General features: G+C 64.2%; 27 protein-coding genes. 15 read left to right on the top strand and 12 right to left on the bottom strand.

Annotated elements, in window-relative coordinates; genetic code table 11:
- The first annotated feature begins 212 nt into the window (after window positions 1–212).
- Window positions 213–1,010: an EF-hand domain-containing protein gene (locus tag XH88_RS25315; RefSeq protein ID WP_271670970.1), complete on the top strand. Its 798-nt coding sequence runs from the start codon at window positions 213–215 to the stop codon at window positions 1,008–1,010.
- Here XH88_RS25315 and XH88_RS25310 read toward each other — a convergent pair.
- The 3 genes from XH88_RS25310 to XH88_RS25300 all read right to left on the bottom strand — a co-directional run bounded on the left by XH88_RS25310 (window position 987) and on the right by XH88_RS25300 (window position 5,239).
- On the bottom strand, window positions 987–1,223 hold the full coding sequence (locus tag XH88_RS25310) for a KTSC domain-containing protein (protein WP_442868469.1): 237 nt from the start codon (window positions 1,221–1,223) through the stop codon (window positions 987–989). The genes XH88_RS25315 and XH88_RS25310 overlap by 24 nt on opposite strands.
- A gap of 31 nt (window positions 1,224–1,254) precedes the next feature.
- A complete protein-coding gene (locus tag XH88_RS25305; protein ID WP_271670968.1) occupies window positions 1,255–2,280 on the bottom strand; it encodes a P1 family peptidase in 1,026 nt (341 codons plus the stop codon).
- A 154-nt stretch (window positions 2,281–2,434) separates the two neighbouring features.
- Window positions 2,435–5,239 carry a PAS domain S-box protein gene (locus XH88_RS25300; RefSeq protein WP_271670967.1) on the bottom strand — a complete coding sequence of 935 codons (2,805 nt, stop codon included), beginning with the start codon at window positions 5,237–5,239 and terminating at the stop codon, window positions 2,435–2,437.
- Between the two features lie 239 nt (window positions 5,240–5,478).
- On the opposite strand from XH88_RS25300, the gene XH88_RS25295 reads away from it, so the two are divergent.
- Window positions 5,479–5,862: a response regulator gene (locus tag XH88_RS25295; RefSeq protein ID WP_271670966.1), complete on the top strand. Its 384-nt coding sequence runs from the start codon at window positions 5,479–5,481 to the stop codon at window positions 5,860–5,862.
- 75 nt (window positions 5,863–5,937) lie between these two features.
- Here the strand turns inward: XH88_RS25295 and XH88_RS25290 are convergent, their stop codons facing one another.
- The 5 genes from XH88_RS25290 to XH88_RS25270 form a co-directional block, all read right to left on the bottom strand.
- Window positions 5,938–7,056, bottom strand: coding sequence for a branched-chain amino acid ABC transporter substrate-binding protein (locus XH88_RS25290; protein ID WP_271670965.1), 1,119 nt, complete (start codon window positions 7,054–7,056; stop codon window positions 5,938–5,940).
- Window positions 7,057–7,206: 150 nt separating this feature from the next.
- On the bottom strand, window positions 7,207–7,950 hold the full coding sequence (locus XH88_RS25285) for an ABC transporter ATP-binding protein (RefSeq protein ID WP_271670964.1): 744 nt from the start codon (window positions 7,948–7,950) through the stop codon (window positions 7,207–7,209).
- Window positions 7,947–8,780 carry an ABC transporter ATP-binding protein gene (locus tag XH88_RS25280; RefSeq protein ID WP_271670963.1) on the bottom strand — a complete coding sequence of 278 codons (834 nt, stop codon included), beginning with the start codon at window positions 8,778–8,780 and terminating at the stop codon, window positions 7,947–7,949. Before XH88_RS25280 ends, XH88_RS25285 begins: the two co-directional genes overlap by 4 nt.
- A complete protein-coding gene (gene livM / locus XH88_RS25275) occupies window positions 8,777–10,117 on the bottom strand; it encodes a high-affinity branched-chain amino acid ABC transporter permease LivM (protein WP_271670962.1) in 1,341 nt (446 codons plus the stop codon). Before livM ends, XH88_RS25280 begins: the two co-directional genes overlap by 4 nt.
- A 12-nt stretch (window positions 10,118–10,129) precedes the next feature.
- The gene (locus XH88_RS25270) at window positions 10,130–11,047 is read right to left on the bottom strand and encodes an ABC transporter permease subunit (RefSeq protein ID WP_271670961.1); all 918 of its coding nucleotides are present in this window, start codon (window positions 11,045–11,047) and stop codon (window positions 10,130–10,132) included.
- 296 nt (window positions 11,048–11,343) lie between these two features.
- Between XH88_RS25270 and XH88_RS25265 the strand changes: the two genes are divergently transcribed.
- Both XH88_RS25265 and XH88_RS25260 read left to right on the top strand, forming a co-directional pair.
- Window positions 11,344–11,538, top strand: a complete 195-nt coding sequence (locus XH88_RS25265) for a hypothetical protein (RefSeq protein WP_271670960.1) — start codon at window positions 11,344–11,346, stop codon at window positions 11,536–11,538.
- Between the two features lie 167 nt (window positions 11,539–11,705).
- Window positions 11,706–12,236 carry a hypothetical protein gene (locus tag XH88_RS25260; protein WP_271670959.1) on the top strand — a complete coding sequence of 177 codons (531 nt, stop codon included), beginning with the start codon at window positions 11,706–11,708 and terminating at the stop codon, window positions 12,234–12,236.
- Here the strand turns inward: XH88_RS25260 and XH88_RS25255 are convergent.
- The 3 genes from XH88_RS25255 to XH88_RS25245 all read right to left on the bottom strand — a co-directional run bounded on the left by XH88_RS25255 (window position 12,198) and on the right by XH88_RS25245 (window position 14,947).
- Window positions 12,198–12,590 carry a carboxymuconolactone decarboxylase family protein gene (locus XH88_RS25255; protein WP_271670958.1) on the bottom strand — a complete coding sequence of 131 codons (393 nt, stop codon included), beginning with the start codon at window positions 12,588–12,590 and terminating at the stop codon, window positions 12,198–12,200. The genes XH88_RS25260 and XH88_RS25255 overlap by 39 nt on opposite strands.
- A gap of 93 nt (window positions 12,591–12,683) precedes the next feature.
- Entirely contained in the window at window positions 12,684–13,466 is a 783-nt protein-coding gene (gene pcaD, locus XH88_RS25250; protein ID WP_271670957.1) for a 3-oxoadipate enol-lactonase, read from the bottom strand.
- A 125-nt stretch (window positions 13,467–13,591) separates the two neighbouring features.
- Entirely contained in the window at window positions 13,592–14,947 is a 1,356-nt protein-coding gene (locus tag XH88_RS25245) for a 3-carboxy-cis,cis-muconate cycloisomerase (RefSeq protein WP_271670956.1), read from the bottom strand.
- 172 nt (window positions 14,948–15,119) lie between these two features.
- On the opposite strand from XH88_RS25245, the gene XH88_RS25240 reads away from it, so the two are divergent.
- The 9 genes from XH88_RS25240 (at window position 15,120) to XH88_RS25200 (ending at window position 22,458) form a co-directional block, all read left to right on the top strand.
- Window positions 15,120–15,566, top strand: a complete 447-nt coding sequence (locus XH88_RS25240; RefSeq protein ID WP_271670955.1) for an SRPBCC family protein — start codon at window positions 15,120–15,122, stop codon at window positions 15,564–15,566.
- A 138-nt stretch (window positions 15,567–15,704) separates the two neighbouring features.
- Window positions 15,705–16,190: a (2Fe-2S)-binding protein gene (locus XH88_RS25235; protein WP_271670954.1), complete on the top strand. Its 486-nt coding sequence runs from the start codon at window positions 15,705–15,707 to the stop codon at window positions 16,188–16,190.
- 30 nt (window positions 16,191–16,220) lie between these two features.
- Complete coding sequence (locus XH88_RS25230; protein ID WP_271670953.1) at window positions 16,221–17,027, top strand: FAD binding domain-containing protein; 807 nt, start codon at window positions 16,221–16,223, stop codon at window positions 17,025–17,027.
- A gap of 59 nt (window positions 17,028–17,086) precedes the next feature.
- The gene (locus XH88_RS25225; RefSeq protein WP_128965554.1) at window positions 17,087–17,995 is read left to right on the top strand and encodes an AAA family ATPase; all 909 of its coding nucleotides are present in this window, start codon (window positions 17,087–17,089) and stop codon (window positions 17,993–17,995) included.
- A 138-nt stretch (window positions 17,996–18,133) separates the two neighbouring features.
- Window positions 18,134–19,336, top strand: a complete 1,203-nt coding sequence (locus tag XH88_RS25220; protein WP_271670952.1) for a vWA domain-containing protein — start codon at window positions 18,134–18,136, stop codon at window positions 19,334–19,336.
- Between the two features lie 10 nt (window positions 19,337–19,346).
- Window positions 19,347–19,670, top strand: a complete 324-nt coding sequence (locus tag XH88_RS25215; RefSeq protein ID WP_008564652.1) for an XdhC family protein — start codon at window positions 19,347–19,349, stop codon at window positions 19,668–19,670.
- Between the two features lie 2 nt (window positions 19,671–19,672).
- Entirely contained in the window at window positions 19,673–20,374 is a 702-nt protein-coding gene (locus tag XH88_RS25210; RefSeq protein WP_271670951.1) for an XdhC family protein, read from the top strand.
- On the top strand, window positions 20,371–21,975 hold the full coding sequence (locus XH88_RS25205) for a molybdopterin-binding/glycosyltransferase family 2 protein (RefSeq protein WP_271670950.1): 1,605 nt from the start codon (window positions 20,371–20,373) through the stop codon (window positions 21,973–21,975). The genes XH88_RS25210 and XH88_RS25205 overlap by 4 nt, the downstream gene beginning before the upstream one ends.
- Before the next feature lie 93 nt (window positions 21,976–22,068).
- Window positions 22,069–22,458: a DUF4189 domain-containing protein gene (locus XH88_RS25200; protein WP_271670949.1), complete on the top strand. Its 390-nt coding sequence runs from the start codon at window positions 22,069–22,071 to the stop codon at window positions 22,456–22,458.
- Between the two features lie 20 nt (window positions 22,459–22,478).
- Here the strand turns inward: XH88_RS25200 and XH88_RS25195 are convergent, their stop codons facing one another.
- Window positions 22,479–24,263, bottom strand: a complete 1,785-nt coding sequence (locus XH88_RS25195) for a CYTH and CHAD domain-containing protein (RefSeq protein WP_271670948.1) — start codon at window positions 24,261–24,263, stop codon at window positions 22,479–22,481.
- A gap of 200 nt (window positions 24,264–24,463) precedes the next feature.
- Here XH88_RS25195 and XH88_RS25190 point away from each other — a divergent pair, with 200 nt between their 5' ends.
- Window positions 24,464–24,874 (top strand): DUF2000 family protein, encoded by a 411-nt coding sequence (locus XH88_RS25190; RefSeq protein WP_271670947.1) that lies wholly within the window; start codon window positions 24,464–24,466, stop codon window positions 24,872–24,874.
- Window positions 24,875–25,009: 135 nt separating this feature from the next.
- Window positions 25,010–26,035, top strand: a complete 1,026-nt coding sequence (gene adhP / locus XH88_RS25185) for an alcohol dehydrogenase AdhP (protein WP_271670946.1) — start codon at window positions 25,010–25,012, stop codon at window positions 26,033–26,035.
- Window positions 26,036–26,100: the final 65 nt, after the last annotated feature.

Raw genomic sequence — 26,100 nt, 5'->3', positions numbered from 1 at the left:
CCTAACATGGGCCTCCCAGCCGGGCAATGCAGGGAGGGTGAGCTTCCTGTGGGCGGAAAATTCTGCCGTCGGCGGCATGAATTGCCGATGTTCCCGCAGCCCGCACGACGCGGTCGAGCCCGATTTCATTGAGCTTTTCGCGCTGGCACGACGCTTGCTGAACTCCTCCCAGAACATTGGCCGCGGCGTGCCGCATGGGTAGGAGTTGTGCAATGTTGTTCGCGCTTGGTGCCGTCTCGAGTGCGCTCGATGTCATTCAATCGCTGACGAGCTCGAAATCGTCCTCGACCCAACAAACAGGTTCGGCGCGTCGCGCATCGACCAATCCCTTCGCGATCGACAGCGACAACGGCACGTCGAGCAACGCGACCTCCTCGGTCAATGCGGGAAAATATCCGCAGATCTCGCCAGAGACGATGAACGCGTTGTTTGCAGCGCAGAGCCAGTCGACGGATCCGACCAGCTCCACATCATCGAGCGCGACGACATCGACGCCGACCGGTCGCGACGCTGCTCTGAAGGATCTGTTCTCGCAAATCGATGCGGACGGCGACGGAAAGATCACCAAGTCCGAGTTCGAGAACGCGCTGGGTGCCGGCGGCACCAACCTGGCGCAGGCAGACGACGTGTTCTCCAAGCTCGACAGCAATTCCGACGGCAGCGTCAGCCTGGACGAGATGTCGAAGGCGCTGAAGCCGGGGCATCACGGCCACCATCATGCGCAAGGGGCGGGCGGCTCGGGCGACGTCACCGGGGGCGGCTCGGATTCCTCGTCGCAGTCCGGTGGCGGGTCGACAGCCACGACGACGACCAACGCCGACGGCTCAACCACCACCACGGTCACCTATGCCGACGGCTTCAAGATGTCGACGACGGTGCCGGGCGCCTCGAGCTCCCCAAGTGCCTCAGGCGCCGGCAATTCGCCCTATGACTGGTTCGGCCAGATGATGCAGCGCCAGGCTCAGACCGCGGCGGGATCGGCCGCTTCATCGATGTCGATGAGCGTGTGAGCCCCATCCGGAGCTAGTCCGCTTACTCGTGCTGATGTCACGATAGGTATGCCGGTCGCGAATCTCGCGGTTGAAGAATGTGCCTTTTGGGCGCGCATCCTTGAACGCGGCAGCGACCTCGGGCGGAACATTCTCGTAAACGTACAGGCGGCCGCTGACGAAAGTGACCTTCAACTCGCGGGTGTCGGAGGCATAACGAAGGAAGCGGATCACTGACGACGGCAAGACGGCGCACCTGGGCTCGTCAGCCAGCGCCCTGTCCGCCGTTTCGTTGCTGGCCGAACTGGTCCTTCCACGCCGGCTGAGCGCCAGGGAACGGCAGCGCGGTCGCGCTGTGGACGCCGCGGGCGATGGCGCGGGCGACCACATTGGCGGCGACCATGCCGAGTTCGGTCATGCCGACGATCGGATCGATCGGTTTCGCGCAGGTCGCGGCGGCGAACAACACGTCACCGTCGGTCGGCGCATGGACCGGATAGATAGCGCGGGCGAAGCCGGTGTGCGCGATCATTGCCAGCCGCTTGGCCTGTGGCTTGGTCAGCACCGCATCGGTGACGAGGACGCCGATCGTGGTGTTCTCGCGCTCGGTTGCCGCAACGCCGCCCTTGATGCGCATCCTGAGCATGTCGTCGGTGAATTTATCAGGCAGTCCGCGGCCACCGAACTCGCCGTTGACCTCGAACGGTGCCGCCCAGAACCACGGTCCGTCGCCGACGGTGGCGCTGCCGATTGCATTGACGGCGATGATCGCCGCGACCTTGACGCCGTTGTCGGTGACAGCCGATGCCGAACCGAGCCCACCCTTGAATGTCGCGGTGGTGGCGCCAAAGCCCGCGCCGACGCTGCCGAGCGCAAACTCCGTCCCGGCGGCGACCGCCGCGGCGTAGCCGAGATCGCGATACGGCGCGAAGCGGCCCCAGGCCTTGTCGCCGCCATTGAGCAGGTCGAACAGGATCGCCCCCGGCACGATGGGGATCAGCGCCTCCCGGATACGGAAGCCGCGACCCTGCTCGGCGAGCCAGGCCTGGATGCCGCCGCCGGCCTCGATTCCGAAGGCCGAACCGCCGGACAAGGCGATTGCGTCGACCCGTTCGACCGTGCTGGCGGGATCGAGCAATGCGTCCTCACGCGTACCGGGGCCGCCGCCGCGGACGTCGATCGCCGCCACCGCCGGCTGGTCGAACACGATCGCCGTCGCGCCCGAGGCAAGCTTCGCATCATGGGCATGGCCGACACGGACGCCGGCGATATCGGTGAGGAGGTTTTTCAAGGACGGCACTCCATGCGCTGTAGCGTGATCCGGAAAAGTGCGAAGCGGTTTTCCGGATAGATCAAGCTCAAACAAAGATCGGAAGCGCGATGACGCTTCGACCCATATCGCATCGCGCTTCAGACCTCAGCGATAGCGCACGCCAGCGGCCCGCTCAACTCGACAGCGCCGTCCTGAGCATCTTGGCGAGCTCCGACTTGCGGTAGGGCTTGGCCAGCAGCAGCACGCCGGAATCGAGCCGGCCGTGATGGACGATTGCGTTTTCCGTGTAGCCGGAGGTGAACAGCGTCTTCAGATCCGGTCGCCGCCGCGCCGCCTCGTCCGCGAGCTGGCGGCCGTTCATGTTGCCGGGCATGATGACGTCGGTGAAAAGAAGGTCGATCTCCTTGTCGACATCGATGATCGTAAGGGCTTCGGCGGCGTTGGCGGCCTCGAGCGCGGTATAGCCGAGGCTCTTGACCTGAGTCACAACATATTGCCGCACCAGCGCGTCGTCCTCGACGATCAGGATCTTCTCGTCGCCACCGGTGATGGGCACGTTCTGCAGCGCCTCGTACTCGGTCTCCTGCACGCCGGTGGACCGCGGCAGGTAGATCTTCACACTCGTGCCGTGGCCTTCCTCGCTATAGATCTTGATATGGCCGCCCGACTGTTTGACGAAGCCGAATACCATGCTGAGACCGAGGCCCGTGCCCTTGCCGACCTCCTTGGTGGTGAAGAAGGGATCGAACACCCGTTCGAGCAATTCGGCCGGAATGCCCGAGCCGGTGTCGCTGACCGCGATCATGACGTAATTGCCGGCGAGCACATCAGGATTCATGCTGGCATAGCCGTCGTCGAGAAAGATGTTGCGGGTCTCCAGCACCAGGGTGCCGCCATTGGGCATGGCGTCGCGCGCGTTCAATGCGAGATTGAGGATCGCGGTCGAGAGCTGGCCCGGATCGACCAGCGCGGGCCAGGCATCCTCGGTGAGCTGCGGCATGATGGCGATCTGCTCGCCCAGCGTCGGGTGCAGCAGCTTGGCGGCTTCGAGCACCAGCGCATTGACGTCGATCTCGCGCGGCTGGAGCGGTTGCTTGCGGGCGAAGGCAAGCAGGTGCTTGGTCAGCTGCGCGCCGCGTTCGGCGGCATCATCGATCAGCTTGGTGATGGCAGCAAGCTGGGGCCGATCGGCGACCGCGTCCGCCAGGATTCCGATCGTGCCGGTGATGACGGTGAGCACGTTGTTGAAATCGTGGGCGACGCCGCCGGTCAACTGGCCAATCGAATCCATCTTTTGGACCTGCCGGAGCTGGGCCTCAGCGGCCTGCTTGTCGGTGAGGTCGCGGCCGATGAAGAAATGGCGCTTGACGGGCTCCGACCAGGTGCCCATCCAGTTCAGCGTCACTTCGTGGCCATCATAGTGATAATAGCGCGCCTCGAAGCTGCGTTTGACCGCGCCACGTCGCGCCGCGCGCATCTCGCCCCGCGTCTTCTCGAGGTCATCAGGATGGATGAACTCAGTCGCGCTGTGCCCGATCATGTCCTCCGGATTGAAGCCGAGGATATCCTTCACGCTCGGGCTGACCTGGATGAACTTGCCGTAACCGTCGGTCACCAGGATCAGGTCCTGCGAGGTCTCGAAGATGCGCTGGCGCTCCTCGATCTCGCGGCGCAGCTTTTCTCGCGACTGCTTCTCCTCGGTGATGTCGTGAGCAATCTTGGAGACGCCGATGATCTCGCCGCTGGCCGATTTCAGCGGAGATATGTTGAGCACGAGGTCGATCGGGCGGCCGTCCTTCCGCAGACGGACGGTCTCGTGCTGTGCGATCGATTCGTTGCTGGTGACGCGGTTGAGGATGCTTCTGACCTCGGCCTTGCGATCCTCCGGCACGATTATATCGATCGGCTTGCCGATGGCGTCCGCGGCGGAATAGCCGAACAGGCGCTCGGCGGCCCTGTTCCAACCCGTGATGATGCCGTCGAGGGATTTCGTGATGATGGCATCGTTGGAGGACTCGACGACCGCGCCGTAGAGCGCGAGGCGCTTGCTGTAGTAGTCGCGTTCCGATGCTGATTGCTCCCGCAGCCGGCCCACGAGTCCCATCGTGCTCGCCTGGAGGCGAACGTTTTCGATCAAGAGCACGGCGAGCACGAAGCTCGCGGCGCAAAGCCCATAGAGACGGCCGGCGTAGAAGCCGAGATCGTAGCGAGCGACGTTGACGATCGCCGACAGCGCGATATCGAACAGCCAGGCGCACATTGTGACCATGAGCCAGATGTCGATCACCGTGTGCGGCTTGCGGAGCCAAAGCGTGACCAGTGCCGCGAAACTCAACGACCAGACGAACGACACGACGCCGATCATGGTGGTGGTGTAGCGGCCGTCTCGCAGCAGCACCGGCAGCAGATCGTGCTGCGCGGTGACGATCCAGGCAATGACTGCCATCGCCGCCACCACGCCGAGGACGATCAGCACGATCGCACGCGCGCTCGGCCCCTCGATCTTGTTGCCGCCATTGCTGTCCTTGAGCCACCCATAGGCCAGCACGAACAGCGGGAACCCGCCGTGCCAGATCATGTAGAGCCAGACTGTGGTCTGTGAGCCGGCGCCCAGCAGTCCGGTCGGCGCGAACAGGCCGGGGAAGGTGAGGGCGTGGGTCACCGCCGCCGCTGCGGCGAACAGATAGCCGGTCGACAGCAGCAGCAGCGCGCGGCTGCGCAGGATGGAGAATTGCGACAGCAGCAGGACCGCGGTGACGATGTCGTTGACGGCGAGCGCCGATTGGTAGCTGGCCACGAAGGCCGGCACCTGGATCAGTGGGATCCCCGCGAAGGGGACAACCAGCGCGAACAGGATCGCGGAGACCGCGACGATCGCCAATGCTGCAGTGCGGTCGCTCTGCGCGGCAGGCAAGGTCGAAAGGAATGTGCTTCGGTCGTTCTTTGCGTGCACGTTGACCTCTCGTTGGGCCGGCATGGGTAGTCCAGGTGACTTCGTTTGGCCGGTTGCCTTGGTCTCCATGGTAGTCGGCTCCGGGCGCGTGTCCCGAGGAGATACGCCGACGCCTCAACCGAAGGTTACAGCTTACTTAACGTGGACAGGGAGTCGGAATAGGGAATCGGTAAGATTGGCTTTACTGGAAGGCCCCATACTGCCGCGGCGCGCATCGCCATCGAATTGAACCAATTAATGATGTGAATCCGGGAGTTGTTCCCATGCCCCGTGTCCTTGTTGTCGATGACCAGAAGGACGTGCGCGCGATGGTTTCGATCGTTCTTCGAGTCAACCGTTATGACGTGGTCGAAGCGGAGAGCGGCGCGGCCGGCCTGAAGGCCTTCGGCGAAGATGTTTTCGACGCCGCGATTGTCGACATTTTCCTGACCGATGCCAGCGGTATCGACGTCATTGCCGCCATCCGCGAGCGGGCTCCCGGATTTCCGATCGTGGCCGTATCGGGCATGACGGCGCTGGATTTCATCGGCGAGGCGTCCGGTCTTGACGGCGTGATCTGCCTGCAAAAGCCGTTTCGGCCGAACGATTTGCTGCAAGCGCTCCGAAGCGCGCAGGAAGCGGGCGGTGAACTGTCTGCCGCCGTCTGACGGTGCCGCAAGAGAAAACGCCCCGGCGGACCGGGGCGTTGACGTCAATCTGGCTAAAGCGTCAGGTGACCTGTCTTAGGTACCGTTGGCGTTGAGTTCGGCGTAGCCGCCCTTGGCGTCCCACTTGTAGACGACATAGTCGATCTGCTTGATGTCGCCCTTGGCGTCATATTCGAGCTGGCCAAGCACCGTATCCCACTTGCCGGCCTTGATGGTGTTCATCACCTTCTTGGCATCGGTGGTGCCGGCCTTCTTGACGGCCTGCGACCAGACCTGCATCGCGGCATAGGTGTAGAGGGTATAGCCCTCCGGATCGATGCCCTTGGCCTTGAAGGCCTCGACGATCTTCTTAGCGCTCGGCTTGTTGCGCGGATCGGGACCGAAGGTGAACAGCGTACCTTCGCCGGCCGGGCCCGTGATCGAGGCGTATTCCTTGTCGGCCAGCGCGTCGCCCGACATCAGGATCGTCTTCATGCCCTGGTCGCGCATCTGGCGCAGGATGAGGCCGGCTTCCTGATGATAGCCGCCGACATAGACGAGGTCGATGTTCTCCTTCTTCAGGCGCGAGACGATCGCGTTGAAGTCCTTGTCGCCCTTGTTGTAGGACTCATTGAGCTTCTCGGTGATGCCGGCCTTGTTGAGCGCCTTCTTGGTTTCATCCGCCAGACCCTTGCCGTAGGTGGTCTTGTCGTTAAGGATCGCGATGTTCTTGCCCTTGAAGTTCTTGGCGATGTACTGCGCCGCGATCAGGCCCTGCTGATCGTCGCGGCCGCAGACGCGCGCCACGTTCCAGAGCTTGCGCTCGGTGAACAGCGGGTTGGTCGAGGCGGGGGTAATCTGAAGGACGTTACCGTCGGCGTAGGCTTCCGAAGCCGGGATCGACGACGAGGAACAGAAATGGCCGGCGACGAAGGGAATCTTCGCGCTCGCGATCTTTTCAGCGACCGAGCGGGCCTGCTTGGGATCGCAGGCGTCATCCTCGGCGTCGAGCACCAGCTTCTTGCCGGCAACACCGCCAGCGGCATTGATGTCGGCCACCGCCAAGTCGGCGCCGTTCTTCATCTGGCGGCCGAAGGCGGATTCGGTGCCCGTCATCGGACCCGCGACTGCGATGGTGAGGTCGTCTGCGAACGCCGCCGTTGACAGCGCAACGGAAGCGCCGAATGCAAGACCGATGAGTTTGAGTGATTTCATGAGATACCTCGCGGGTGATCGTCTGTGGGAGTTGCCGGGCAAGCCCGGTCCAAACCGGCGCCATTCTTCAATGAATTTTTCTAGAAGTCACCGGCAAAATACGGGCAATTGCAAAGATATCTCGCCTCATTCGACCGCACGCCAGGGCCGTCAGGTGTGCCGGCCGCCTTCCAGGTAGGCCGCGCGAATCTCGGGGCGCTGCAACAATTCTGCGCCGGTCCCGGCCAGCGTGATCAGGCCATTGACCATGACATAGCCGCGGTGGGCGAGCTTCAGTGCATGATTGGCGTTCTGCTCGACGATGAGGACAGTCAGGCCATCCTGGCGGTTCAGCATGCGGATCGCATCGAAGATCTGCCGCGCGATGAGGGGCGCGAGCCCCAGCGAGGGTTCATCGAGCAGCAGCAGGCGCGGCCGGCTCATCAGCGCGCGGCCGATCGCCAGCATCTGCTGCTCGCCGCCCGAGAGGGTTCCGCCGCGTTGCATGACGCGTTCCTTCAGCCGCGGGAACAGCGCGAAGACGCGCTCAAGGGAGCTTTCCCGCTCCGCCTCGGTGCAATCGGTGACGTCGGCGCCCATCTGAAGGTTTTCTGCGACGCTCATGCGCGGGAAGATGCGTCGGCCCTCCGGCGACTGCGCAATGCGTAAATGCGCAATCTGGTGGGTGGGGACAGAGGTGATGTCCCTCCCGTCGAACAGGATCTGGCCGGAGCGGGCGCGCGGCTTGCCGAAGATCGTCATCATCAGCGTTGACTTGCCGGCGCCGTTGGCGCCGATCAGGGCGACGATCTCGCCGGAATTGATCTCGATGTCGACGCCCTTCAGCGCCTCGATCTTGCCGTAGGCGGCGCGCAAGGAGCGGATTGCGAGCAGGGGAATGGAAGCCGCCGTCACGACTCGCTCTCCATCACGGCCTTCGCCTCCTCTTCGTCGGCACCGAGATAGGCGGCAATCACCTTGGGATCGTCGCGCACCTGCCGCGGCGTGCCCTGCGCGATCTTCAAGCCATGGTCCATCACCACGATGTGGTCAGAAATCTCCATCACCACCGACATATCGTGCTCGATCAGCAGGATCGAGGTGCCGAGCTCGTGACGGATCGACAGGAGGAGCTCGCTCAGGGAAGCGCTCTCGCGCGCATTGAGGCCAGCGGCCGGCTCGTCCAGGCAGAGAAGCACGGGCTCGGTGCACATCGCGCGCGCGATCTCGAGCCGCCGCTGGTCGCCATAGGCGAGATTGCCGGCCGCATCGTCGGCGCGGTCGAACAGATTGATCCGTTTGAGCCAGTCGGTAGCAAGCGCGATCGCGCGCTTTTCGGCGTCGCGATAGGTTGGGACCCCGACCAGGCCGAGAAAGGTAAAGCCCGACGCGCGCATCAAGGTGTTGTGCTGCGCCACCATGAGGTTCTCCAGCGCAGTCATGCCGGGAAACAGACGGATATTCTGAAAGGTGCGCGCCACCTTGGCCTGCTTGGCGATGCGGAAATCGTTCAGCCGCTCCAGCGCGATCTGCTTGCCGTCGTCATGGTTCAGGCGAATGGCGCCGCCGGTCGGCTTGTAGAAGCCGGTGATGCAGTTGAAGACCGTGGTCTTGCCAGCGCCGTTCGGTCCGATCAGCGCGGTGATCTGGCTCCGCTCGGCCGAAAAGGACAGATCCTGCACGGCGACGATGCCGCCGAAACGCATGGTGAGCCGGTCGACGCTGAGGATTGGTTCGCCGCTCACCCGTGGCCCTCCTTGACGAGGTCGGAGGAGATCGCCTGCGCCTTGGTCAGATACACGGTCGGCGCGCGATGGCCGATGATTCCGCGCGGCCGCCAGATCATGATCAGCACCATCGCCATGCCGAATACCAGCATGCGGTAGGTCTCGAGCCCACGGAACAGCTCGAAGCCGCCGATCATGGTAAGCGCGGCGAGCGCGACGCCGAGCTGCGAGCCCATGCCGCCGAGCACGACGATGGCGAGCACCAGCGCCGATTCCTGGAAGGTGAAGGATTCCGGGCTGATGAAGCCCTGCCTGGTCGCGAAGAAGGCACCGGCGAATCCGCCGAACATCGCGCCCGTGGCGAAGGCTGTGAGCTTGGTGGTCGTCGTGTTGATGCCGAGCGCGCGGCAGGCGACCTCGTCCTCGCGCAACGCTTCCCAGGCGCGGCCGATCGGCAGCCGCCGCAGGCGGATTGTCACCCAGTTCGTCAACAATGCGAGCGCCAGGATCAGATAGAACAGGAAGACGATACGGTGAGTCGGGGAGTATTCGATGCCGAGCTTTGCAGCCAACCCGTCGTCGCTGTTGTCGAGCGGGATGCCGAAGAGAGTGGGGCGCGGAATGCCGGAGACGCCGTTAGGTCCGCCGGTCAGGTCCTGCCAATTGAGGATGACGAGCCGGATGATCTCGCCAAAGGCCAGCGTCACGATGGCGAGGTAGTCGCCGCGCAGCCGCAGTACCGGAAAGCCAAGCATCACGCCCCAAAGTGCGGCGAGCATGCCTGCAAGCGGTAGGCAAACCCAGAACGACCAGCCGAAATTGGTGGCGAGCAGCGCATAGGCATAGGCGCCGACCGCGTAGAAGGCGACATAACCGAGGTCGAGCAGGCCGGCGAGCCCGACCACCACGTTGAGGCCCCAGCCGAGCATCACGTAGGTGAGTACGAGGATCGCGAGGTCGAGGATGTAGCGCTGATTGTAGAAGATCACCGGAACGAGCAGGGTGAAGACGAGAAGCGCCGGCCCGAGGAAGCGGCCGAGCAGTGACATGCTCCTCTGGACGGAGGCCGGCACCAGCTTCTCCGCACCGGTCGGGCCGATCCACTGCCGCAGCAATTCGATGACGATCGAGCCGCCGAAGACCAGCCCGACGATCGAGGCGAGGTCGCCGAACCGCGTCCACCAGGTCAGCTGCCCGTCGGGACCGGCCTCGGTGCGGATGCCGATCATCAGCAAGAACAGCACCAGCGCAACGCATGCACCGAGGAAGGCTTTTTTCAGGATGAACGGGATGCCCGCCGTGTGGCTGACCTGCGTGGTTTCGGTTGACGTGGTTTCGGTTGTAAGGGCTGTCACGCGAGGAGCCTGTCAGACTTTTTCGACTTCGGGCCGGCCCAGCAGACCGGTCGGCATGAAGATCAGGACGATGATCAGGATCGAGAAGGCGGCGACGTCCTTGTACTCCACCGAGAAATAGGCCGACCAGAAGGTCTCGATCAGGCCGATCGCGAGGCCGCCCAGCACCGCGCCGGGCAGCGACCCGATGCCGCCGAGCACGGCGGCTGTGAATGCCTTGATCCCGGCGACGAATCCCATGAAGAAATCGACCTGGCCGTAGTAGAGCAGGTACATCATGCCCGCGACCGCGGCGAGCGCCGCGCCGATCACGAAAGTCATGGAAATGGTTCGATCGACGTCGACGCCGAGCAGCGCCGCCATGGTCTGATCCTGCTCGCAGGCCCGCATGTCGCGGCCGAGCCGTGTCCGCGAGACGAGCCAGGTGAACATGGCCAGCAGCACGATGGTCACTAGCACGACCATGATCTGCATGTTGGAGAGCTGCACTGCAAAACCTTCGGGACCTTCATGCAGCGTATAGCCTCCCGTGATGATCGGCGGCACGGGCTTGACGCGCGCGCCCTGCGCGACTTGCGAATAGTTCGTCAGCACGAAGGACATGCCGATCGCCGACAACATCGGCGCCAGACGGAAGGAGTGCCGCAGCGGCCGATAGGCGATGCGCTCGACCGTCCAGCCATAGAGTGCGGTGACCGCCATCGCGACCAGCAGAACGACCAGCAGGATCAGTGGAATTGCGGTCAGACCGAGCGAGACCAGGAGCAGGAAGGAGATCAGCGCGATGAAGCCGCCGATCATGAAGATGTCGCCATGGGCGAAATTGATCATGCCGACGATGCCGTAGACCATCGTGTAGCCGATCGCGATCAGGCCGTAGATGGAGCCGAGCACGAGGCCGTTGATGAGCTGCTGGGCGAAATAATCCATAGGCTGCCGTTCCCAAACCTGACGCGACTTGATGGGAGCTCTTCGAGAGAGAGTGAGTACTTGCGTTTCTTCTCGGGCCCCGGCAGCCCCTAAGCATTCTTCCCGTTTTGTAACAGGAGGGAACTGGCGACCGCAACTGGGCTGGCCTTGGCATAACGGCTTGTACAGAGGTCATTTCATCGACGGGGGTTTCGTCTTCCGGTTCCGCACCTGCGAGAAACCGGGTTCCGCAGGGCAACTAAATCCGTCGCCGGCTGTTGTTCTTGCACTGACGTCCAACAAGGGAGTTCCCCCCGATGACGAAGCAGCAGAACCAGAATCCGGGCCAGCAGGGTCAGAGCCCCGGCCAGCAGCGCCCAAGCCAGCAGCCAGGGCAGCAGCAGCAAGGCGGCGGCCAGAAACCCGGACAGCAGCAGCAACATGATCCGATGCGCCAGGGCGACAAGCCCGGCCAGCAGCGGGGAGGTCAGCAGGACAACCGATCGGACTGAAATAGCCTGGAGGGGCCCCGCCGGAAGGCGGGGTCCTTTTTCGTGGTGGAGAAGGTCAGCGGGGCAGTTAAGGTAAACAAAGGGTTTAAATTGCCGCCACAGTCTGATGCGAGTTAGCTGCTCGCAAAGCCCTCGATCGAGGGCGGTGAGACGAAGCGGGAAGCGGCATGTTCAGGAATTGGCGGATCGGCACGGTCAACGGCGCGCTGCTGGCCGCCTATTTCATTCCGGCCTGGACGCTGGTTGCTTTCAACATCTTCGTGGCGCCGGTGCACGGTCTCTATGAGCGGCCGAGCGTCGCGGTCGCACTCTTCCTCAGCGATCAGCTTCAGATGTCCGGAATGAGCACCGTGCGCGCGGCCTGGCTGCTGGCGCTGGGACGGCTGACTGTGGTGGCATTCTTTGCGATCTATCTCGCGCTGCTCGCCGTTCCGCGTACCCGGAAGAGCGGCGCGAGCGACGAGGCGCTCGGCATTGCGCTTGCGATCGGCAGCCTGATCTCGTTCGCAAGCATGGTGATGGCCTCGAAGGTCGGTGAGTTGGCCGCGCTTCGGCTGCACGCCACCGAACTTCTGCTGCTGCTTGGTGCTGCAGTCGTGCTGGTGATCGAGCGGCCGGCGGCAGCGCCGAAGGCCGTCGATGTCGAAGACACCGCGCCGCTAGCCTTTGATCAGGCCGAGCTCCTGCACAATCGCTGAGGCTTCCTTGACGGCGTGGTTCGCTGCCGGAACGCCGCAATAGATCGCCTGCTGCAGCAAGATTTCCTTGATATCGTCGGGAGTGAAGCCGCCCTCCGCCAGCGCTGCGCGCACGTGCAGGCGGAATTCGTCCCATTGCCCGAGCGCGACCATGGTGCCGATGACAAGCACGCGGCGCGTGCGTTCGTCGAAATGCGGCCGCGTCCAGATCTCGCCCCAGGCATAGCGCGTGATCATGTCCTGGAAGTCGGTGTTGAACGCGTTGCGATTCGCGATCGACTTGTCGACCCAGGGATTGCCCAGCACCTTGCGGCGGACGGTCATGCCGGCATCGCGGCGTTTCTGGTCGTCCATTCTATCCTCCTCTCCGCCATTGCGAAGCAATCCAGTCTGTCACCGCGGAGGGGGGTCTGGATTGCGCCGCTACGCTCGCAATGACGACTGCGGTTAGCGTTGCGTCAAGAAACCGACCACCGCATCGGTGAACGCGTGCGGCTGCTCGACATTGGAAATGTGGGCGGCGTCGATGATGGTCATGCTGGCGCCGGGAATGCTCGAGCGGATCAACTCGCCGGCCGAGATCGGCGTCGCCATGTCGTAGCGGCCGGCAATCACCAGGGTCGGACTCTTGATCTTCGGCAGCAGCGCTCGCTGGTCGAGCGTCGACAGCGCCTCGCAGCAGGCGAGATAGCCCTCGACCGGGGTCGCGAGCAGCATCGATTTCATCTTTGCCGTGATCTCAGGCGCGCGTTCGCGGAAATCCTGGGTCAGCCAGCCGGCGATCACGCCGTCAGCAACCGCCGCGATGCCGCCCTTTTTCACCGCGTCGATGCGCTCCAGCCACTTCGTCGGCTCGGCATAGTAGCAGGATGTGTTGGCGAGGATGAGCTTGCCGAACCGCTCAGGCGCATTGGCGCCCAGCCATTGACCGACCATGCCGCCCATCGACAGGCCGCACCAATGCACCTTCTCGATGTTGAGGTCGTCGAGGATCGCCAGCACGTCGCGGCCGAAACGTTCCATTGTATAGGGGCCGGGCGGCACGTTGGACTTGCCGTGGCCACGGCGGTCGTAGCGGATGACGCGGAACACCTGCGTCAGGGCCTTCATCTGCGGCTCCCACATCTGAAGGGTGCAGCCGAGCGAGTTCGACAGCATCAAGGTCGGCCCGCCGTCGCGGCCTTCGACGGAGACGTTGAGCAGGCAACCGTCGGCATCGATCATGGGCATGGCATGTTCCTTGTCATGCGCGGGCAACAGCGCGGAGCGCGTCTTAACCTGGATGACCCGCGCATCCATCTAGAAAGTCAATCTATCCTAGATGATGGATTGCCGGGTCAAGCCCGGCAACGACATCAGGAGAGATCCAAAGAAGCGAGCAGTCGATCGATCAAGGCTTGCGATGCTCCTTGATAGGCCATCGGCTCGAACAATGCCGCAATTTTCTCGGGCGCCAGATGCGCGGTGACCTGCGAATCGGCCGACAGCACCTCGCGCAGATGCTTCTTCTCGGCGACCGCGCGCTTGCTCGCAGCCTCGATGAGGTGATGCGCATCGCTCTTGCCGATCTTGTCGGCGAGCGCAAAGGTGACCGCTTCCGCCATGATCAGCCCGTGCGTTGCATCGAGATTGCTGCGCATGCGCGCGGCATCGACATCCAGCCCTTCGGCGATGTCGACAATGCCGGCAAGCGCCCCTGAAGCGACCAGCATCAATTGCGGCAATGTCGGCCATTCCGCGTGCCAGGGCCCGGCGCTGCGCTCATGGTCCTGCACCTGTGCCGCAAGGATCGTCGCAGCGAGCTGCGGAGCCATCGTCGCGCAGCCGAGCGCGCTTGCGGCTGCGACCGGGTTGCGCTTGTGCGGCATGGTCGAGGAGCCGCCGCGGCCTTCGCCGGCGGGTTCGAACGCTTCGCCGACATCGGTCTGCATCATCAGCGAGACGTCACGGGCGATCTTGCCGCAGCTGCCGGCGAGAATCGCGAAGGCTGACGCAGCCTCCGCGATGCGGTCGCGATGGGTGTGCCAGGGCGCTTCCGGCAACGGCAAATTCAATTCCTGCGCCAGCGCTTCGGCCACCGCGAGTCCCTTGTCACCGAGGGCTGCAAGTGTGCCGGCGGCGCCGCCGAATTGCAGGGCGAGGCCCTCGCGGCGGACACGCCGCAGGCGGCAGCGGGCGCGGGCGAGGCTCGCCGCATATTCGGCGACCTTCAACCCGAACGGCATCGGCAGCGCGTGCTGGAGCCATGTCCGCGCCACCATTGCGGTATTCCGATGAGCGCGGGCCAGCGCGGCAAAGCCCTTGATGGCGCGGCTGAGGTCGGCGTCCAGCGCGTCGATGGCGGCGCGCAGGCCCAGCATGGTCGCGGTGTCGATGACGTCCTGGCTGGTCGCGCCCCAATGCACGTAGCGCGCGGCCTCCGCATCGGCCTTGGCCACGTTGGCGGTCAGAGTCTTGATCAGGGGAATCGCGAGATTGCCCGACCGGGTCGCGGCCTCGGCCAGGGCAGCCATGTCGAAGGCATCGGCCTTGCAGGCCGCTTCGATCGGGCCCGCCGCCGATGCGGGAATCACGCCGGTGGCGGCTTCGGCCCGCGCCAGGGCTGCCTCGAAATCGAGCATGTGCTGGAGCGTGGACCGGTCGTCGCAGACAGTGCGCATGGCTGCGCTCGACAGCATCGGCGCAAGCAGGGAGGAGAGGGCTGTGCTCATGTTGTGCGGGACCTAACCACCATGTCCCGGCTCTGCCAATCCCTGACCGGGCCGTCCAAGACTTTTTGCAAGTGCGAATATGCATTGCACGTGACCGTGGGTACCCTTTCCTTTGCGGCCTTCGTGCGTTACTTGAGCAATATTGTTCTGATGTGATCCCGGGAGGCGCCCCATGGCCATGACGATGAACGGCGAAGTCCAGCTCGCAGCGTCGCGCGAGGCCGTGTGGGAAAAACTCAATGACCCCGCAGTGCTGAAGGCCTGTATCCCCGGCTGCGAGGAGCTGGAGAAGACCGACGACAGCGGTTTTCGCGCAACGGCGAAAATGAAGGTCGGTCCGGTCTCGGCGCGCTTCAGGGGAAAGGTAACGCTCTCTGATCTCGACCCGCCGAACGGCTACAAGATATCAGGTGAGGGTGAGGGCGGGGTGGCCGGTTTTGCCAAGGGTGGCGCGACCGTGAAGCTGGCGGAGAAGGATGGCGGCACGCTGCTCTCGTATGCCGTCGAGGCGCAGATCGGCGGCAAGTTGGCGCAACTCGGACAGCGCCTCATCAACGGTGCCGCCAAGAAGCTGGCCGACGAATTTTTCGCGAACTTCGCCAAGGCGGTACAGGGCTGAACCTATCGCCTTTCGGCATGGCGGCTTGCGTCCGGGGTGATGTTGCCCCAGCGGACAATGGCCCATATGATGGGTTGGAATAACTATAAAAAAGAACCGCTTCGACGGGACCCGTCGGGGCGCTGACAGAGAGTGCTTATGGCAAAAATCTCCCTCATCGTGAACGGCAATCCTGTTACGGCCAATGTCGACCCGCGTACGCTCCTGGTGCAGTTTCTGCGCGAGAATCTGCGGCTGACCGGCACCCATGTCGGCTGCGATACCTCGCAGTGCGGCGCCTGCGTCGTGCATCTCGACGGCAAGGCCGTGAAGTCCTGCACCACGCTGGCCGTGATGGCCGATGGCCACGAGGTCAAGACCATCGAGGGGCTGGCGGTTGATGGCGCGCCGCTGCATCCGATGCAGGAAGCCTTCCGTGAGCACCATGGCCTGCAGTGCGGCTTTTGCACGCCCGGCATGATCATGACCGCGATCGACATCGTCCATCGCAAGGGTCACGAGCTCGACGATCATACGATCCGGGAAGAACTAGAAGGCAATCTCTGCCGCTGCACCGGCTACCAGAACATCGTTGCCTCGATCGCCGCCGGCGCCAAGGCAATGGCGAAATCCGATCTCGCGTAACCGCGCGCTCTCCGCGATCAGGACACCCTCATGTACGAATTCAAATACCATCGCCCCGGGACCGTCCGGCAGGCCGCCAATCTCCTGGTGAAGAACGAAGACGCCAAGCTGATCGCCGGCGGTCACACGCTGATTCCGGTCATGAAGCAGCGACTGGCAAGCCCGCCGCATCTGGTCGACCTCTCCCATATCGAGGGGCTGAACACGATCGAGATGAAGGGCCGCTCGCTGGTGATCGGCGCGACCGCCAAGCATGCCGAGGTCGCGACCTCCGCTATCGTCGGTGAGGCGATCCCGGCGCTGGCCGATCTCGCCAGCCAGATCGGCGATCCCGCCGTGCGCCACAAGGGCACGATCGGCGGTTCGCTCGCCAACAACGATCCGACCGCGGACTATCCAGCCGCAGTGCTGGCGCTCGGGGCAACCATCGTCACCAACAAGCGCCGTCTCAAAGCCGAGGAATATTTCCAGGGCCTGTTCTCGACCGCGCTGGAGGCCGACGAGATCATCACCAAGGTGATGTTCCCGCTGCCCAAGAAGGCCGCCTACATCAAGTTCCGCAATCAGGCCTCGCGCTATGCGCTGGTCGGCGTGTTCGTGGCGCGGCGTCCATCGGACGTGCGCGTCGCCGTCACCGGGGCGGGCTCGAACGGCGTCTTCCGCGTCGAGGCGTTCGAGGAGGCGCTGAAGAAGCGGTTCTCGTCCAAGGTGCTCGATGGCATCGAGGTGCCGGCGGAAGGGCTGAACAGCGACATCCATGGCAGCGCCGAGTACCGCGCCCATCTCATTGGCGTGCTGACGCGCCGCGCCCTCGATGCTGCCAACGCCAAGGAGTGAGCGAACCTCACCCTCGGCCAAAACTTGTCCCGTGAGGGCGTAAACGAGACTGGCTTTTCATGACTTCAGCGACCTTGCCGGCATCAGTCGATGCGATGCTCGAACTCCTGACCTCGCGCGGCTACTTGGCCGAGCGGTCGCTGGCGACGGTGACATATCTCTCGCTGCGCATGGGCCGCCCGCTGTTCCTGGAAGGCGAGGCCGGGGTCGGCAAGACCGAGATCGCAAAAGTGCTGTCGGCGGCGCTGGGACGAAAGCTGATCCGGCTGCAATGCTACGAAGGCCTCGACGTCTCGTCCGCGGTCTATGAGTGGAACAGCGCCGCGCAGATGATCGCGATCCGGATGGCGGAAGCGGCCGGCGACACCGACCGCGAGCAGCTGTCGAGCGATATTTTCGCCGACCGCTATATGATCAAACGCCCGCTGCTTCAGGCGCTGGAGCCGGACGTTGCCGGTCCGCCGGTGCTGCTGATCGACGAACTCGACCGCGCCGACGAGGCGTTCGAAGCCTATCTCCTGGAGATCCTCAGCGACTTCCAGGTGACGATCCCGGAATTCGGCACCGTGAAAGCGCCGCATCCGCCGATCGTCATCATCACCTCCAACCGCACCCGCGAGATCCACGACGCGCTGAAGCGGCGCTGTCTCTATCACTGGGTCGACTATCCCGCCGCCGAGCGCGAGCTCGCGATCGTCAAGTCGCGCGTGCCCGGCATCTCGGCAAAACTGTCGCAACAGGTGGTGCGCTTCGTTCAGGCGCTGCGCGACCAGGATTTCTACAAGTCGCCTGGTGTCGCCGAGACCATCGACTGGGCCACCGCGTTGTCAGAGCTCGATGCCCGCTCGCTGACTCCCCAAGTGGTCGGCGACACGCTGGGCGCGCTGCTCAAATATCAGGACGACATTACCCGGATGCAGGGCGACACCCTGCAGAAGGTGCTGAAGGAAGCGACGAGCGAGAATTGATCTCGCACCACAACTGAGCTCGTCATTCCGGGGCGCGACGAAGTCGCGAGCCCGGAATCCATACTCCCGATCGTGGTTATGGATTCCGGGCTCGCCGCTGACGCGGCGCCCCGGAATGACGATCGAGAGTGCTGAACCATGGCGATCAACCACCTCGAGCCCGAGCAAACCGAGCAATTCGCCGACAACATCGTCGGCTTCGCCCGTGCGCTGCGCGCCGCCGGCATGCCGGTCGGACCGGGTGCGGTGATCGATGCCATGAGCGCACTGCAAGTGATCGACATCGGCAACCGCGCCGACGTCTTCACCACGCTGGAGGCGATCTTCGTCAAGCGCCACGAGCACGCACTGATCTTCAAGCAGGCCTTCAACCTGTTCTTCCGCGCCTCGGAGGAATGGAAGCACATGCTGGATTCCGTGCCGCTGCCGGACGAAGCCAAGAAGAAGCCGCAGGCCGGCGCCCGCCGCGTGCAGGAGGCGATGTCGCAGCCGCGTATGACCGAGACGCCGCAGCATCAGGAGCAGGATCTGCGCCTGTCGGTCTCCGACAAGGAAATCCTTCAGAAGAAGGATTTTGCACAGATGAGCGCGGCCGAGATCACCGAAGCGCTCCGGGCCATCGAGATGATGCACCTGCCGCAGGCCGAATTGCTGACGCGCCGCTACCTGCCGGATCCGCGCGGGCTGCGGCTCGACATGCGCCGTACGCTGCGCGCGTCCTTGCGCACCGGCGGCGACATCATCGACATCCATCGCCTCGGCCGGATCGAGAAGCCGGCCCCGATCGTGGCGCTGCTCGACATCTCCGGCTCGATGAGCGAGTACACCCGCCTGTTCCTGCATTTCCTGCATGCCATCGGCGACGCACGCAAACGCGTTTCGGTGTTCCTGTTCGGCACGCGGCTCACCAATGTGACGCGCGCGCTGCGCCAGCGCGATCCCGACGAGGCGCTGGCGAGCTGCTCGGCCTCGGTGGAGGACTGGGCCGGCGGCACGCGGATCTCGGCCTCGCTGCACAACTTCAACAAATTGTGGGCGCGAAGGGTGCTGAGCCAGGGTGCCATCGTGCTGCTGATTTCAGATGGGTTGGAGCGGGAGGCCGATTCCAGGCTGGCTTTCGAGATGGACCGCCTGCACCGCTCCTGCCGGCGGCTGATCTGGCTCAACCCGCTACTCCGGTTCGGCGGCTTCGAGGCCAAGGCGCAGGGCATCAAAATGATGCTCCCGCACGTTGACGAATTCAGGCCCGTGCATAATTTGAGTTCGATCCAGGAGCTGATCGCCACGCTCTCCCGGCCATTGCCGCCGCATCACCGCAGCCTGATCCGCTCCGCAGCTTGAGAGGCCCACCATGCTCGATCGCGACGAGGATATTCTGAAGGCAGCGGAGGATTGGCAGAAAGCCGGCCGTGGCGTCGCGCTGGCCACTGTGGTCGAGACCTGGGGCTCGGCGCCGCGCCCCGCGGGCTCCAGCCTCGTCATCAACGACGAGGGCACGTTTCTGGGCTCGGTCTCCGGCGGCTGCGTCGAGGGCGCTGTCGTCACCGAGGCCATGGATGTGATCGAGAGCGGCAAGCCAAAGATGCTGGAGTTCGGCGTCGCCGACGAGACGGCCTGGAATGTCGGGTTGTCCTGCGGCGGAACCATCCGCGTCTTCGTCGAGAAGGTCGGTTAGCCGTGAAGCTCGCCATCCTGCACGAACTCAACGCCGAGCGCGCCGCGCGCCGGCCGGTGATTTTGGTGACCGACACCGAGAGCGGCGAGCAGCGCCTGGTGAAGGCGGCGGATTTTGCCAAGGACCCGCTGCGCGCCGAGCTGGACAAGCAGCTTCGCATGGGCAAGAGCGCCAATATCGAAGCCGGCGGCAAAAAGCTCTTCCTCAACGTCTACGCGCCGACCGCAAAGCTCGTCATCGTCGGCGCGGTTCATATCAGCCAGGCGCTGGCGCCGCTGGCGCGCTCACTCGGCTACGACGTCACGGTTGTCGATCCGCGCACGGCCTTTGCGAGCCCCGAGCGCTTCCCCGATATTCCGCTGGTCGCCGAATGGCCTGAGACCGCGCTGCCGCCGCTCAACGTCGATGCCTATACGGCCTTCGTCGCGGTGACGCACGATCCGAAGATCGACGATCCCGCGCTGCTGCACGCCTTCGAGCGCAACTGCTTCTATATCGGCGCGCTCGGTTCGCGGAAGACCCATGCCAAGCGCGGCGACCGGCTGCGGGCGCAGGGCGCGAAGGAGAGCGATATCGCGCGCATCCATGCTCCCATCGGGCTGGCGATTGGGGCGGTCTCGCCGGCCGAGATCGCGGTGGCGATCATGGCCGAGATCACCGCGGTGCTGCGGCTGCCTCCCAAAGAAAAAGAAGAAGCGGCATGAAGTTCGGACCAGCGAGCCCCAGGGATGCGATCGGCGGGGTGACTGTCCACACCCTGCGCCAGGGACCGCTGGTGTTGAAGAAGGGCACGACGATCGGACCCGTCGAGGTCGAGTCACTCGAGCGTGCCGGCATCAAGGACATCGTCGTGGTGCGAATGGAGGCGGGCGACGTCTCCGAGGATGTCGCGGCCGCCGGCATTGCGCTTGCGATCGGCGGCGAGGGCATTCACGTCGAGCGCGCCTTTACCGGCCGCGCCAATCTGTTCGCCGCGCGTCCGGGCGTGCTGGTGATCGACCGCGCCGCGGTCGATCGCATCAACAGTATCGACGAGGCCATCACCTTTGCCACGCTCCCGGCGTTCAAACCGGTGGTCGAAGGCGAGATGGTCGGCACCGTCAAGATCATCCCGTTCGGCGTGACGGGAGATTTGCGCGACGCGGCGGTGAAAGCCGCCGGCAGGGACGTGCTGACCGTCGCACCCTACGTGATCAAGCGCGTCGGCGTGGTCTCGACGCTGCTGCCGGGCCTGTCGTCCAAGGTCATCGACAAGACGCTGCGCGTCACCGCCGAGCGGCTCGCGCCGGCCGGCGCCAGCATCATCGCGGAGCGGCGAGTCCAGCATGACGAGCATGCGCTGTCCGCCGCGATCAAGGAATTGCTCGGCCTCGGCGCCGAGCTCGTGATCGTGTTCGGAGCGTCGGCGATTGCCGACCGCCGCGACGTGATCCCGGCGGCCGTCACAGGTATCGGCGGCAAGATCGAGCATTTCGGCATGCCGGTCGATCCCGGCAACCTGCTGCTGATCGCACGCGCTGGTGGCGTGCCGGTGCTGGGCGCGCCGGGCTGCGCGCGCTCGCCGGTCGAGAACGGATTCGATTGGGTCTTGATGCGGCTGCTCGCCGGCCTCAAGGTGACACGATCCGAGCTGATGGGCATGGGTGTGGGCGGCCTGTTGATGGAGATCGTGACGCGGCCGCAGCCGCGCGCCAAGCCCCAGACCGAGGGCAACAGCCAGGTCGCCGCCATCGTGCTTGCGGCGGGCCGCTCGACCCGTATGGGCGGGCCGAACAAGCTGCTCGCCGAGTTCGACGGCAAGAAGCTGGTGCGGATCGCAACCGAGCAAGCGCTCGCCTCCAAGGCCTCCGAGGTAATCGTGGTCACCGGCCACCAGAGCGAACTGGTCGAGCAGGCGCTCGAGGGCCTGAAAGTGCGCTTCATCAGGAATCCGGATTTTGCCGGTGGCATCGCGAGCTCGGTCAAATCGGGGATCGCGGCCGTGTCCGACGCGTGCGACGGCGCCGTGGTTTGCCTTGGCGATATGCCACTGATCGATGCCGGCCTGATCGATCGCCTCATCGATAGCTTCGCGCCGGATCGCGGCAATCTGATCGTCGTGCCAGTCAGCGAAGGCCGCCGCGGCAACCCCGTGCTGTGGTCGCGCCGCTTCTTCAAGGAGTTGATGACGCTCGATGGCGACGTCGGTGCGCGACACCTGATTGCCAAACACATCGAGGCGGTCGCCGAAGTCCCGGTCGACGGCGAAGGCGCCTTCCTCGACATCGACACGCCACAGGCGCTGGAAGCGGCACGGCCCGGTTAGTACCGATCGTCCGTTTTCAACCACCCGTTCACCATCTGGAAACGACCGCTGCTTAAAGTCCTCCGCACCTGCCTTGGGGGGAGGGGCTTTTCCATGGCTTCGAACGTCGTCGCGCGCCGTTGCGCGATGTTTTTCTTTGCGCTGTCGGTTTGTGTTTCCGGCGCCCGTTACATCACCGAAGCCCACGCGGCCGGTGCTTTTGCCGTTGGCAAGTGCGGCGCTTACGGACAGGCCTACGACTATAACGCCGAGCACGAGGCGCGTGCGGCGGCGCAGAAGCAGTGCAAGGGCGAATGCACGACGGTGACGATGAAGCGCGCCTGCGCCGCGATGTCGGTTGACATGACCAATCCCTGCGGCGCCTATGGTTATGCCGTGAAGCCGAATATCTCCGCCACACTCAATGCCGCAACCCGCGAATGCTACAAATATGGCGGCAAGGAATGCGTGATCCGCGCCTGGGCCTGCGACGCCAAGGGTTGATCATCGGCTGATGCGCTCGATCAGGCGCCGACTCCGGTCGACCAGGGCACCTTCGTCTTGACGAATTCCGACCATGCCGCGTTCAGACGCGGCTCGACCCCGACCATGGCGTGCGCCTGCCAGCCGGCAATGGCAGCCGCGGCGGTGCTGTTGCCGGGCTCCTTGCCAATGTCCGCGAGCAGCGAAGCCGTCGTCGCCATGTCATTGTAGATGCCGAGCTGCTGTTGCAGGTCGGCGAGCTTGCTGGAAAAGCGTTTGGCGGATTTTCGCTCTCCATAGAGCGGCAGCAGGAAATCGGCGACATAGCGCAGTTTCTTCGCGGCGAGCCGGACGCGGTGCCGCTCCTCCGTGCTGCGCGACTTGAAGCGGCGGCCGCGCTTGAGCACCTTGGCATGCTGGGCCGACAGAATACGTTGCGCGAAATTGGTGGCGGGTTCGGCGAGTTGCGCCAGATGGTCCGGCGCGACGTCGCTGCGCCATCCGCGCGCTTCGATCCAGCCGCCAAGACCGATCAGGAAATACGACGTACGGCGGTCCGCCAGCACCTGGCGCACCCTGTCGTAGCTGGCGAGCCGACGCTGCTCGACGGCGGCTTCAAGCACCTCGAAGCCCGCAATCGAAGGGCAGCCTTTCGCGACGATGCGCAACGTGTCTTGCTGAAAGACGTCCCAGTCACGCGCGGGAGAAAGATTTTGCGCCAGCCATCTGGCCTCCGAGCGCAGCAGGTCGAGCTTGCTGAGCGACACCACCGAACGCATCAGGTCCAGCGCGGATCGCAGGCGGCGCAGCGCGACGCGGAGCTGGTGAATGCCCTCGGGATCGCGTCCGTCCTCGGCGGCCGGGATCGACTGGAGCAGATGCAACAGACAGGCGCGCATGATCGCGGCGAACGTCTCGTCGAGCGATGAGGCTGGATCAAGCCGAAGCTTGCGCGGCTTTGTGACAGCCGGCGGGACGCCCGCCGCAAGCTCGAATCCGCGCGCCGATTTGCTACGGATGGAGGGCCTGACCGGCCCGTGCTCCGCGAGCCGGAGCGCGAGTTCCCAGATGGCGGACGGGCTGCCCGCCTTGAGCTCGAGCTCGATCTCGCTGACCTGAAGCGACCGATCGCCGGATGTCAGATGGCCCTGGTCGAAGGCGGCGTCAATCGTGCCCGACGGCAGGTCGACGAGGCGTTGATGTCTGCGAATGTCGGTGCTGAAGACAGCTTCGAGCGGACGGCGCGCGAGATCCGCACGCAGCTTCTCCGGAAGGAAGGGCAGCGCCAGCGCGACGTCGGGCGCCATCGAAGGCACGCTCGCTTCCCATTCGCCACGCCGCAACGGATCGTTGCCCGCTTCTGTCTTCACCGTTTGTGTGAAGCGCGAACCGCTCTGGCGAACCCGAAAGCTCAATCCGTTACGTTGGAGCGCACGCTTGGGCGTATCGTAGTAGACCGCCCTGAGGTGCTTGCGCGAACCCTTGTTGCGTGCCTTTGCGACGATGACGGGCGCGTTGCCGAATCCGGTGAGGCCATTGGGGTCGACCAGCAGCTTGAGCTCGATTTCGGTGGCGTGCGGCGTGGCATCGCGGGAGCGAGGGGGTTCGGGGGCGATCGCCTCGACACGAGCTTCGTCAGCGGAGACACCGACCTGAAAACGTCCGCTGTGCGACGCGTCGTTGTCGGGGCGTGCGGAACTGTCGCTACTGGCGGGCGCAACGAAGCTGTTGAATTTCGTCGCGTCGTCAGGGACCGGATGGCCGTTGCCCTTCGCTAGCCGTTGTACGGGATCGAGGGCTCGTTTGATCGCGCCAGTTTCTGACATGCAAGGTTTATGACAGTTCAGTGACAGTGCGCCGATCTATACCCGACTTGGTCAGCGAGGAGAAGCGCAGCCGGTCGCATCACCATTGAAATTTCCGAGCTGTGATCAATGGGTCAATTCGGGTTACGTTCGCATCTACCGTTGGTGTGAGAAGAATCTTCGTTTCTTTCCCGACGGGTGGATGTGTGTTGGGAAAATTCATGCAGTTCGACACCAAGATTGCCGTCGTCATTCGCAACGATCTGGAAGCTTGGCAGAAGCTCAATGTCGCCTCGTTCCTGACGAGCGGAATTGCGGCGGCCTTTCCCGAGTGTATCGGCGATGCCTATGAGGACGCCTCAGGCACGAAGTATCTTGCGCTGATCGGCCAGCCGATCCTGATCTATGGTGCGGATGTTCCGGCCCTGTCGCGCGCACTCGATCGTGCGCTCACGCGCAAGGTCACGCCGGCGGTCTACAGCGAGGACATGTTCAAGACCACGCATGACGCCGCCAATCGCGAGGCAGTGAAGGCGGTTGCGCGTAATGATCTCAATCTCGTCGGGATCGCGATGCGTGCCGAGCGCAAGGTGATCGACAAGATCGTCGATGGGTTGAAGTTCCATAGTTGAAGTCAGCAGCGCGCTTCGCGTCACCAGGGCGTGATGGTGGCGCCGTACTGCGCAAACTTTGTGCGGTTTGACCCCAATCAAACGGGGGGCGCGTGGCTTCGCTAGTCTGCTCGTGCGATGCAAGGGAGCAGACAGATGCCGACCATGAAAGCCGCCGTCGTCAGACAATTTGGCAAGCCGCTCGTCATCGAGGACGTGCCGCTGCCGCAGCCCGGACTGGGCGAGGTTCTGGTCAAGGTGAAGGCCTGCGGCGTTTGCCACACCGATCTGCATGCCGCCTCAGGCGACTGGCCGGTGAAGCCGGTTCCGCCCTTCATTCCCGGCCATGAAGTCGCCGGCACCGTCGCAGCGCTCGGGCCCGGCGTGAAGAATCTGAAGGTCGGCGATGCCGTGGGCGTGGCCTGGCTGCACGATGCCTGCATGTCCTGCGAATACTGCGAGACCGGCTGGGAGACGCTGTGCGAGCACCAGCACAACACCGGCTACAGCGTGAACGGCGGTTTTGCGGAGTATGTCATTGCCTCCGCTGCCTTTGCGGCAAAGCTGCCGGCGACGGTCGATTTCGCCGCCATCGCGCCGATCCTGTGCGCCGGCGTCACCACCTACAAGGGATTGAAGGAGACGGAGGCAAGGCCCGGCGAGTGGGTCGTGATCTCGGGTGTCGGCGGGCTCGGCCACGTCGCGATCCAGTATGCCAAGGCGATGGGGCTCAAGGTCGCGGCCGTCGACATTGCGGAGGACAAGCTCGCGCTCGCGCGTGAGGCGGGTGCCGATCTCGCGGTCAATGCGCTGGCAGATGGAGCCGTCGACAAGGTATTGGCCACGACCGGCGGCGGGGCGCACGGCGTGCTGGTGACCGCGGTCTCGACCGCCGCGTTCGCCCAGGCGCTGAAAATGGTGCGCCGGAAGGGCACCGTCAGCCTCGTCGGCCTGCCGCCGGGCGAATTCCCGACACCGATCTTCGACGTCGTGCTCAAGCGCATCACCGTGCGCGGCTCCATTGTCGGCACCCGCCGCGATCTCGACGAAGCCATCGCTTTCGCCGCCGACGGCAAGGTCAGGGCCGAGGTGGCGAAGGTGCCGCTCGAGAAGATCAACGACGTCTTCGACCGGATGAAGGCCGGCAAGATCGACGGCCGCATGGTGCTCGACTTTGGCTAAAGCGTTTTCGAGCGAAGTGGATACCGGTTCGCGTCAAGAAAACGCGTCAAAACAAGAATCCTTCG

Source organism: Bradyrhizobium sp. CCBAU 51627, from assembly GCF_028128765.1.
Classification (GTDB): Bacteria; Pseudomonadota; Alphaproteobacteria; order Rhizobiales; family Xanthobacteraceae; genus Bradyrhizobium.
This window is presented reverse-complemented; position numbering and strand designations above follow the sequence as displayed.

What these genes read in the sequence shown, in the direction of transcription:
- XH88_RS25195 (WP_271670948.1), bottom strand. Translation starts at nt 24,263, where the DNA reads ATGTCAGAAACTGGCGCGATCAAACGAGCCCTCGATCCCGTACAACGG.
- XH88_RS25190 (WP_271670947.1), top strand. Translation starts at nt 24,464, where the DNA reads ATGCAGTTCGACACCAAGATTGCCGTCGTCATTCGCAACGATCTGGAA.
- XH88_RS25255 (WP_271670958.1), bottom strand. Translation starts at nt 12,590, where the DNA reads ATGGACGACCAGAAACGCCGCGATGCCGGCATGACCGTCCGCCGCAAG.
- XH88_RS25200 (WP_271670949.1), top strand. Translation starts at nt 22,069, where the DNA reads ATGGCTTCGAACGTCGTCGCGCGCCGTTGCGCGATGTTTTTCTTTGCG.
- XH88_RS25265 (WP_271670960.1), top strand. Translation starts at nt 11,344, where the DNA reads ATGACGAAGCAGCAGAACCAGAATCCGGGCCAGCAGGGTCAGAGCCCC.
- pcaD (WP_271670957.1), bottom strand. Translation starts at nt 13,466, where the DNA reads ATGCCCATGATCGATGCCGACGGTTGCCTGCTCAACGTCTCCGTCGAA.
- XH88_RS25300 (WP_271670967.1), bottom strand. Translation starts at nt 5,239, where the DNA reads ATGCCGGCCCAACGAGAGGTCAACGTGCACGCAAAGAACGACCGAAGC.
- XH88_RS25260 (WP_271670959.1), top strand. Translation starts at nt 11,706, where the DNA reads ATGTTCAGGAATTGGCGGATCGGCACGGTCAACGGCGCGCTGCTGGCC.
- XH88_RS25290 (WP_271670965.1), bottom strand. Translation starts at nt 7,056, where the DNA reads ATGAAATCACTCAAACTCATCGGTCTTGCATTCGGCGCTTCCGTTGCG.
- XH88_RS25215 (WP_008564652.1), top strand. Translation starts at nt 19,347, where the DNA reads ATGCTCGATCGCGACGAGGATATTCTGAAGGCAGCGGAGGATTGGCAG.
- XH88_RS25220 (WP_271670952.1), top strand. Translation starts at nt 18,134, where the DNA reads ATGGCGATCAACCACCTCGAGCCCGAGCAAACCGAGCAATTCGCCGAC.
- adhP (WP_271670946.1), top strand. Translation starts at nt 25,010, where the DNA reads ATGCCGACCATGAAAGCCGCCGTCGTCAGACAATTTGGCAAGCCGCTC.
- XH88_RS25225 (WP_128965554.1), top strand. Translation starts at nt 17,087, where the DNA reads ATGACTTCAGCGACCTTGCCGGCATCAGTCGATGCGATGCTCGAACTC.
- XH88_RS25295 (WP_271670966.1), top strand. Translation starts at nt 5,479, where the DNA reads ATGCCCCGTGTCCTTGTTGTCGATGACCAGAAGGACGTGCGCGCGATG.
- XH88_RS25235 (WP_271670954.1), top strand. Translation starts at nt 15,705, where the DNA reads ATGGCAAAAATCTCCCTCATCGTGAACGGCAATCCTGTTACGGCCAAT.
- XH88_RS25205 (WP_271670950.1), top strand. Translation starts at nt 20,371, where the DNA reads ATGAAGTTCGGACCAGCGAGCCCCAGGGATGCGATCGGCGGGGTGACT.
- XH88_RS25245 (WP_271670956.1), bottom strand. Translation starts at nt 14,947, where the DNA reads ATGAGCACAGCCCTCTCCTCCCTGCTTGCGCCGATGCTGTCGAGCGCA.
- XH88_RS25230 (WP_271670953.1), top strand. Translation starts at nt 16,221, where the DNA reads ATGTACGAATTCAAATACCATCGCCCCGGGACCGTCCGGCAGGCCGCC.
- XH88_RS25315 (WP_271670970.1), top strand. Translation starts at nt 213, where the DNA reads ATGTTGTTCGCGCTTGGTGCCGTCTCGAGTGCGCTCGATGTCATTCAA.
- XH88_RS25270 (WP_271670961.1), bottom strand. Translation starts at nt 11,047, where the DNA reads ATGGATTATTTCGCCCAGCAGCTCATCAACGGCCTCGTGCTCGGCTCC.
- XH88_RS25240 (WP_271670955.1), top strand. Translation starts at nt 15,120, where the DNA reads ATGGCCATGACGATGAACGGCGAAGTCCAGCTCGCAGCGTCGCGCGAG.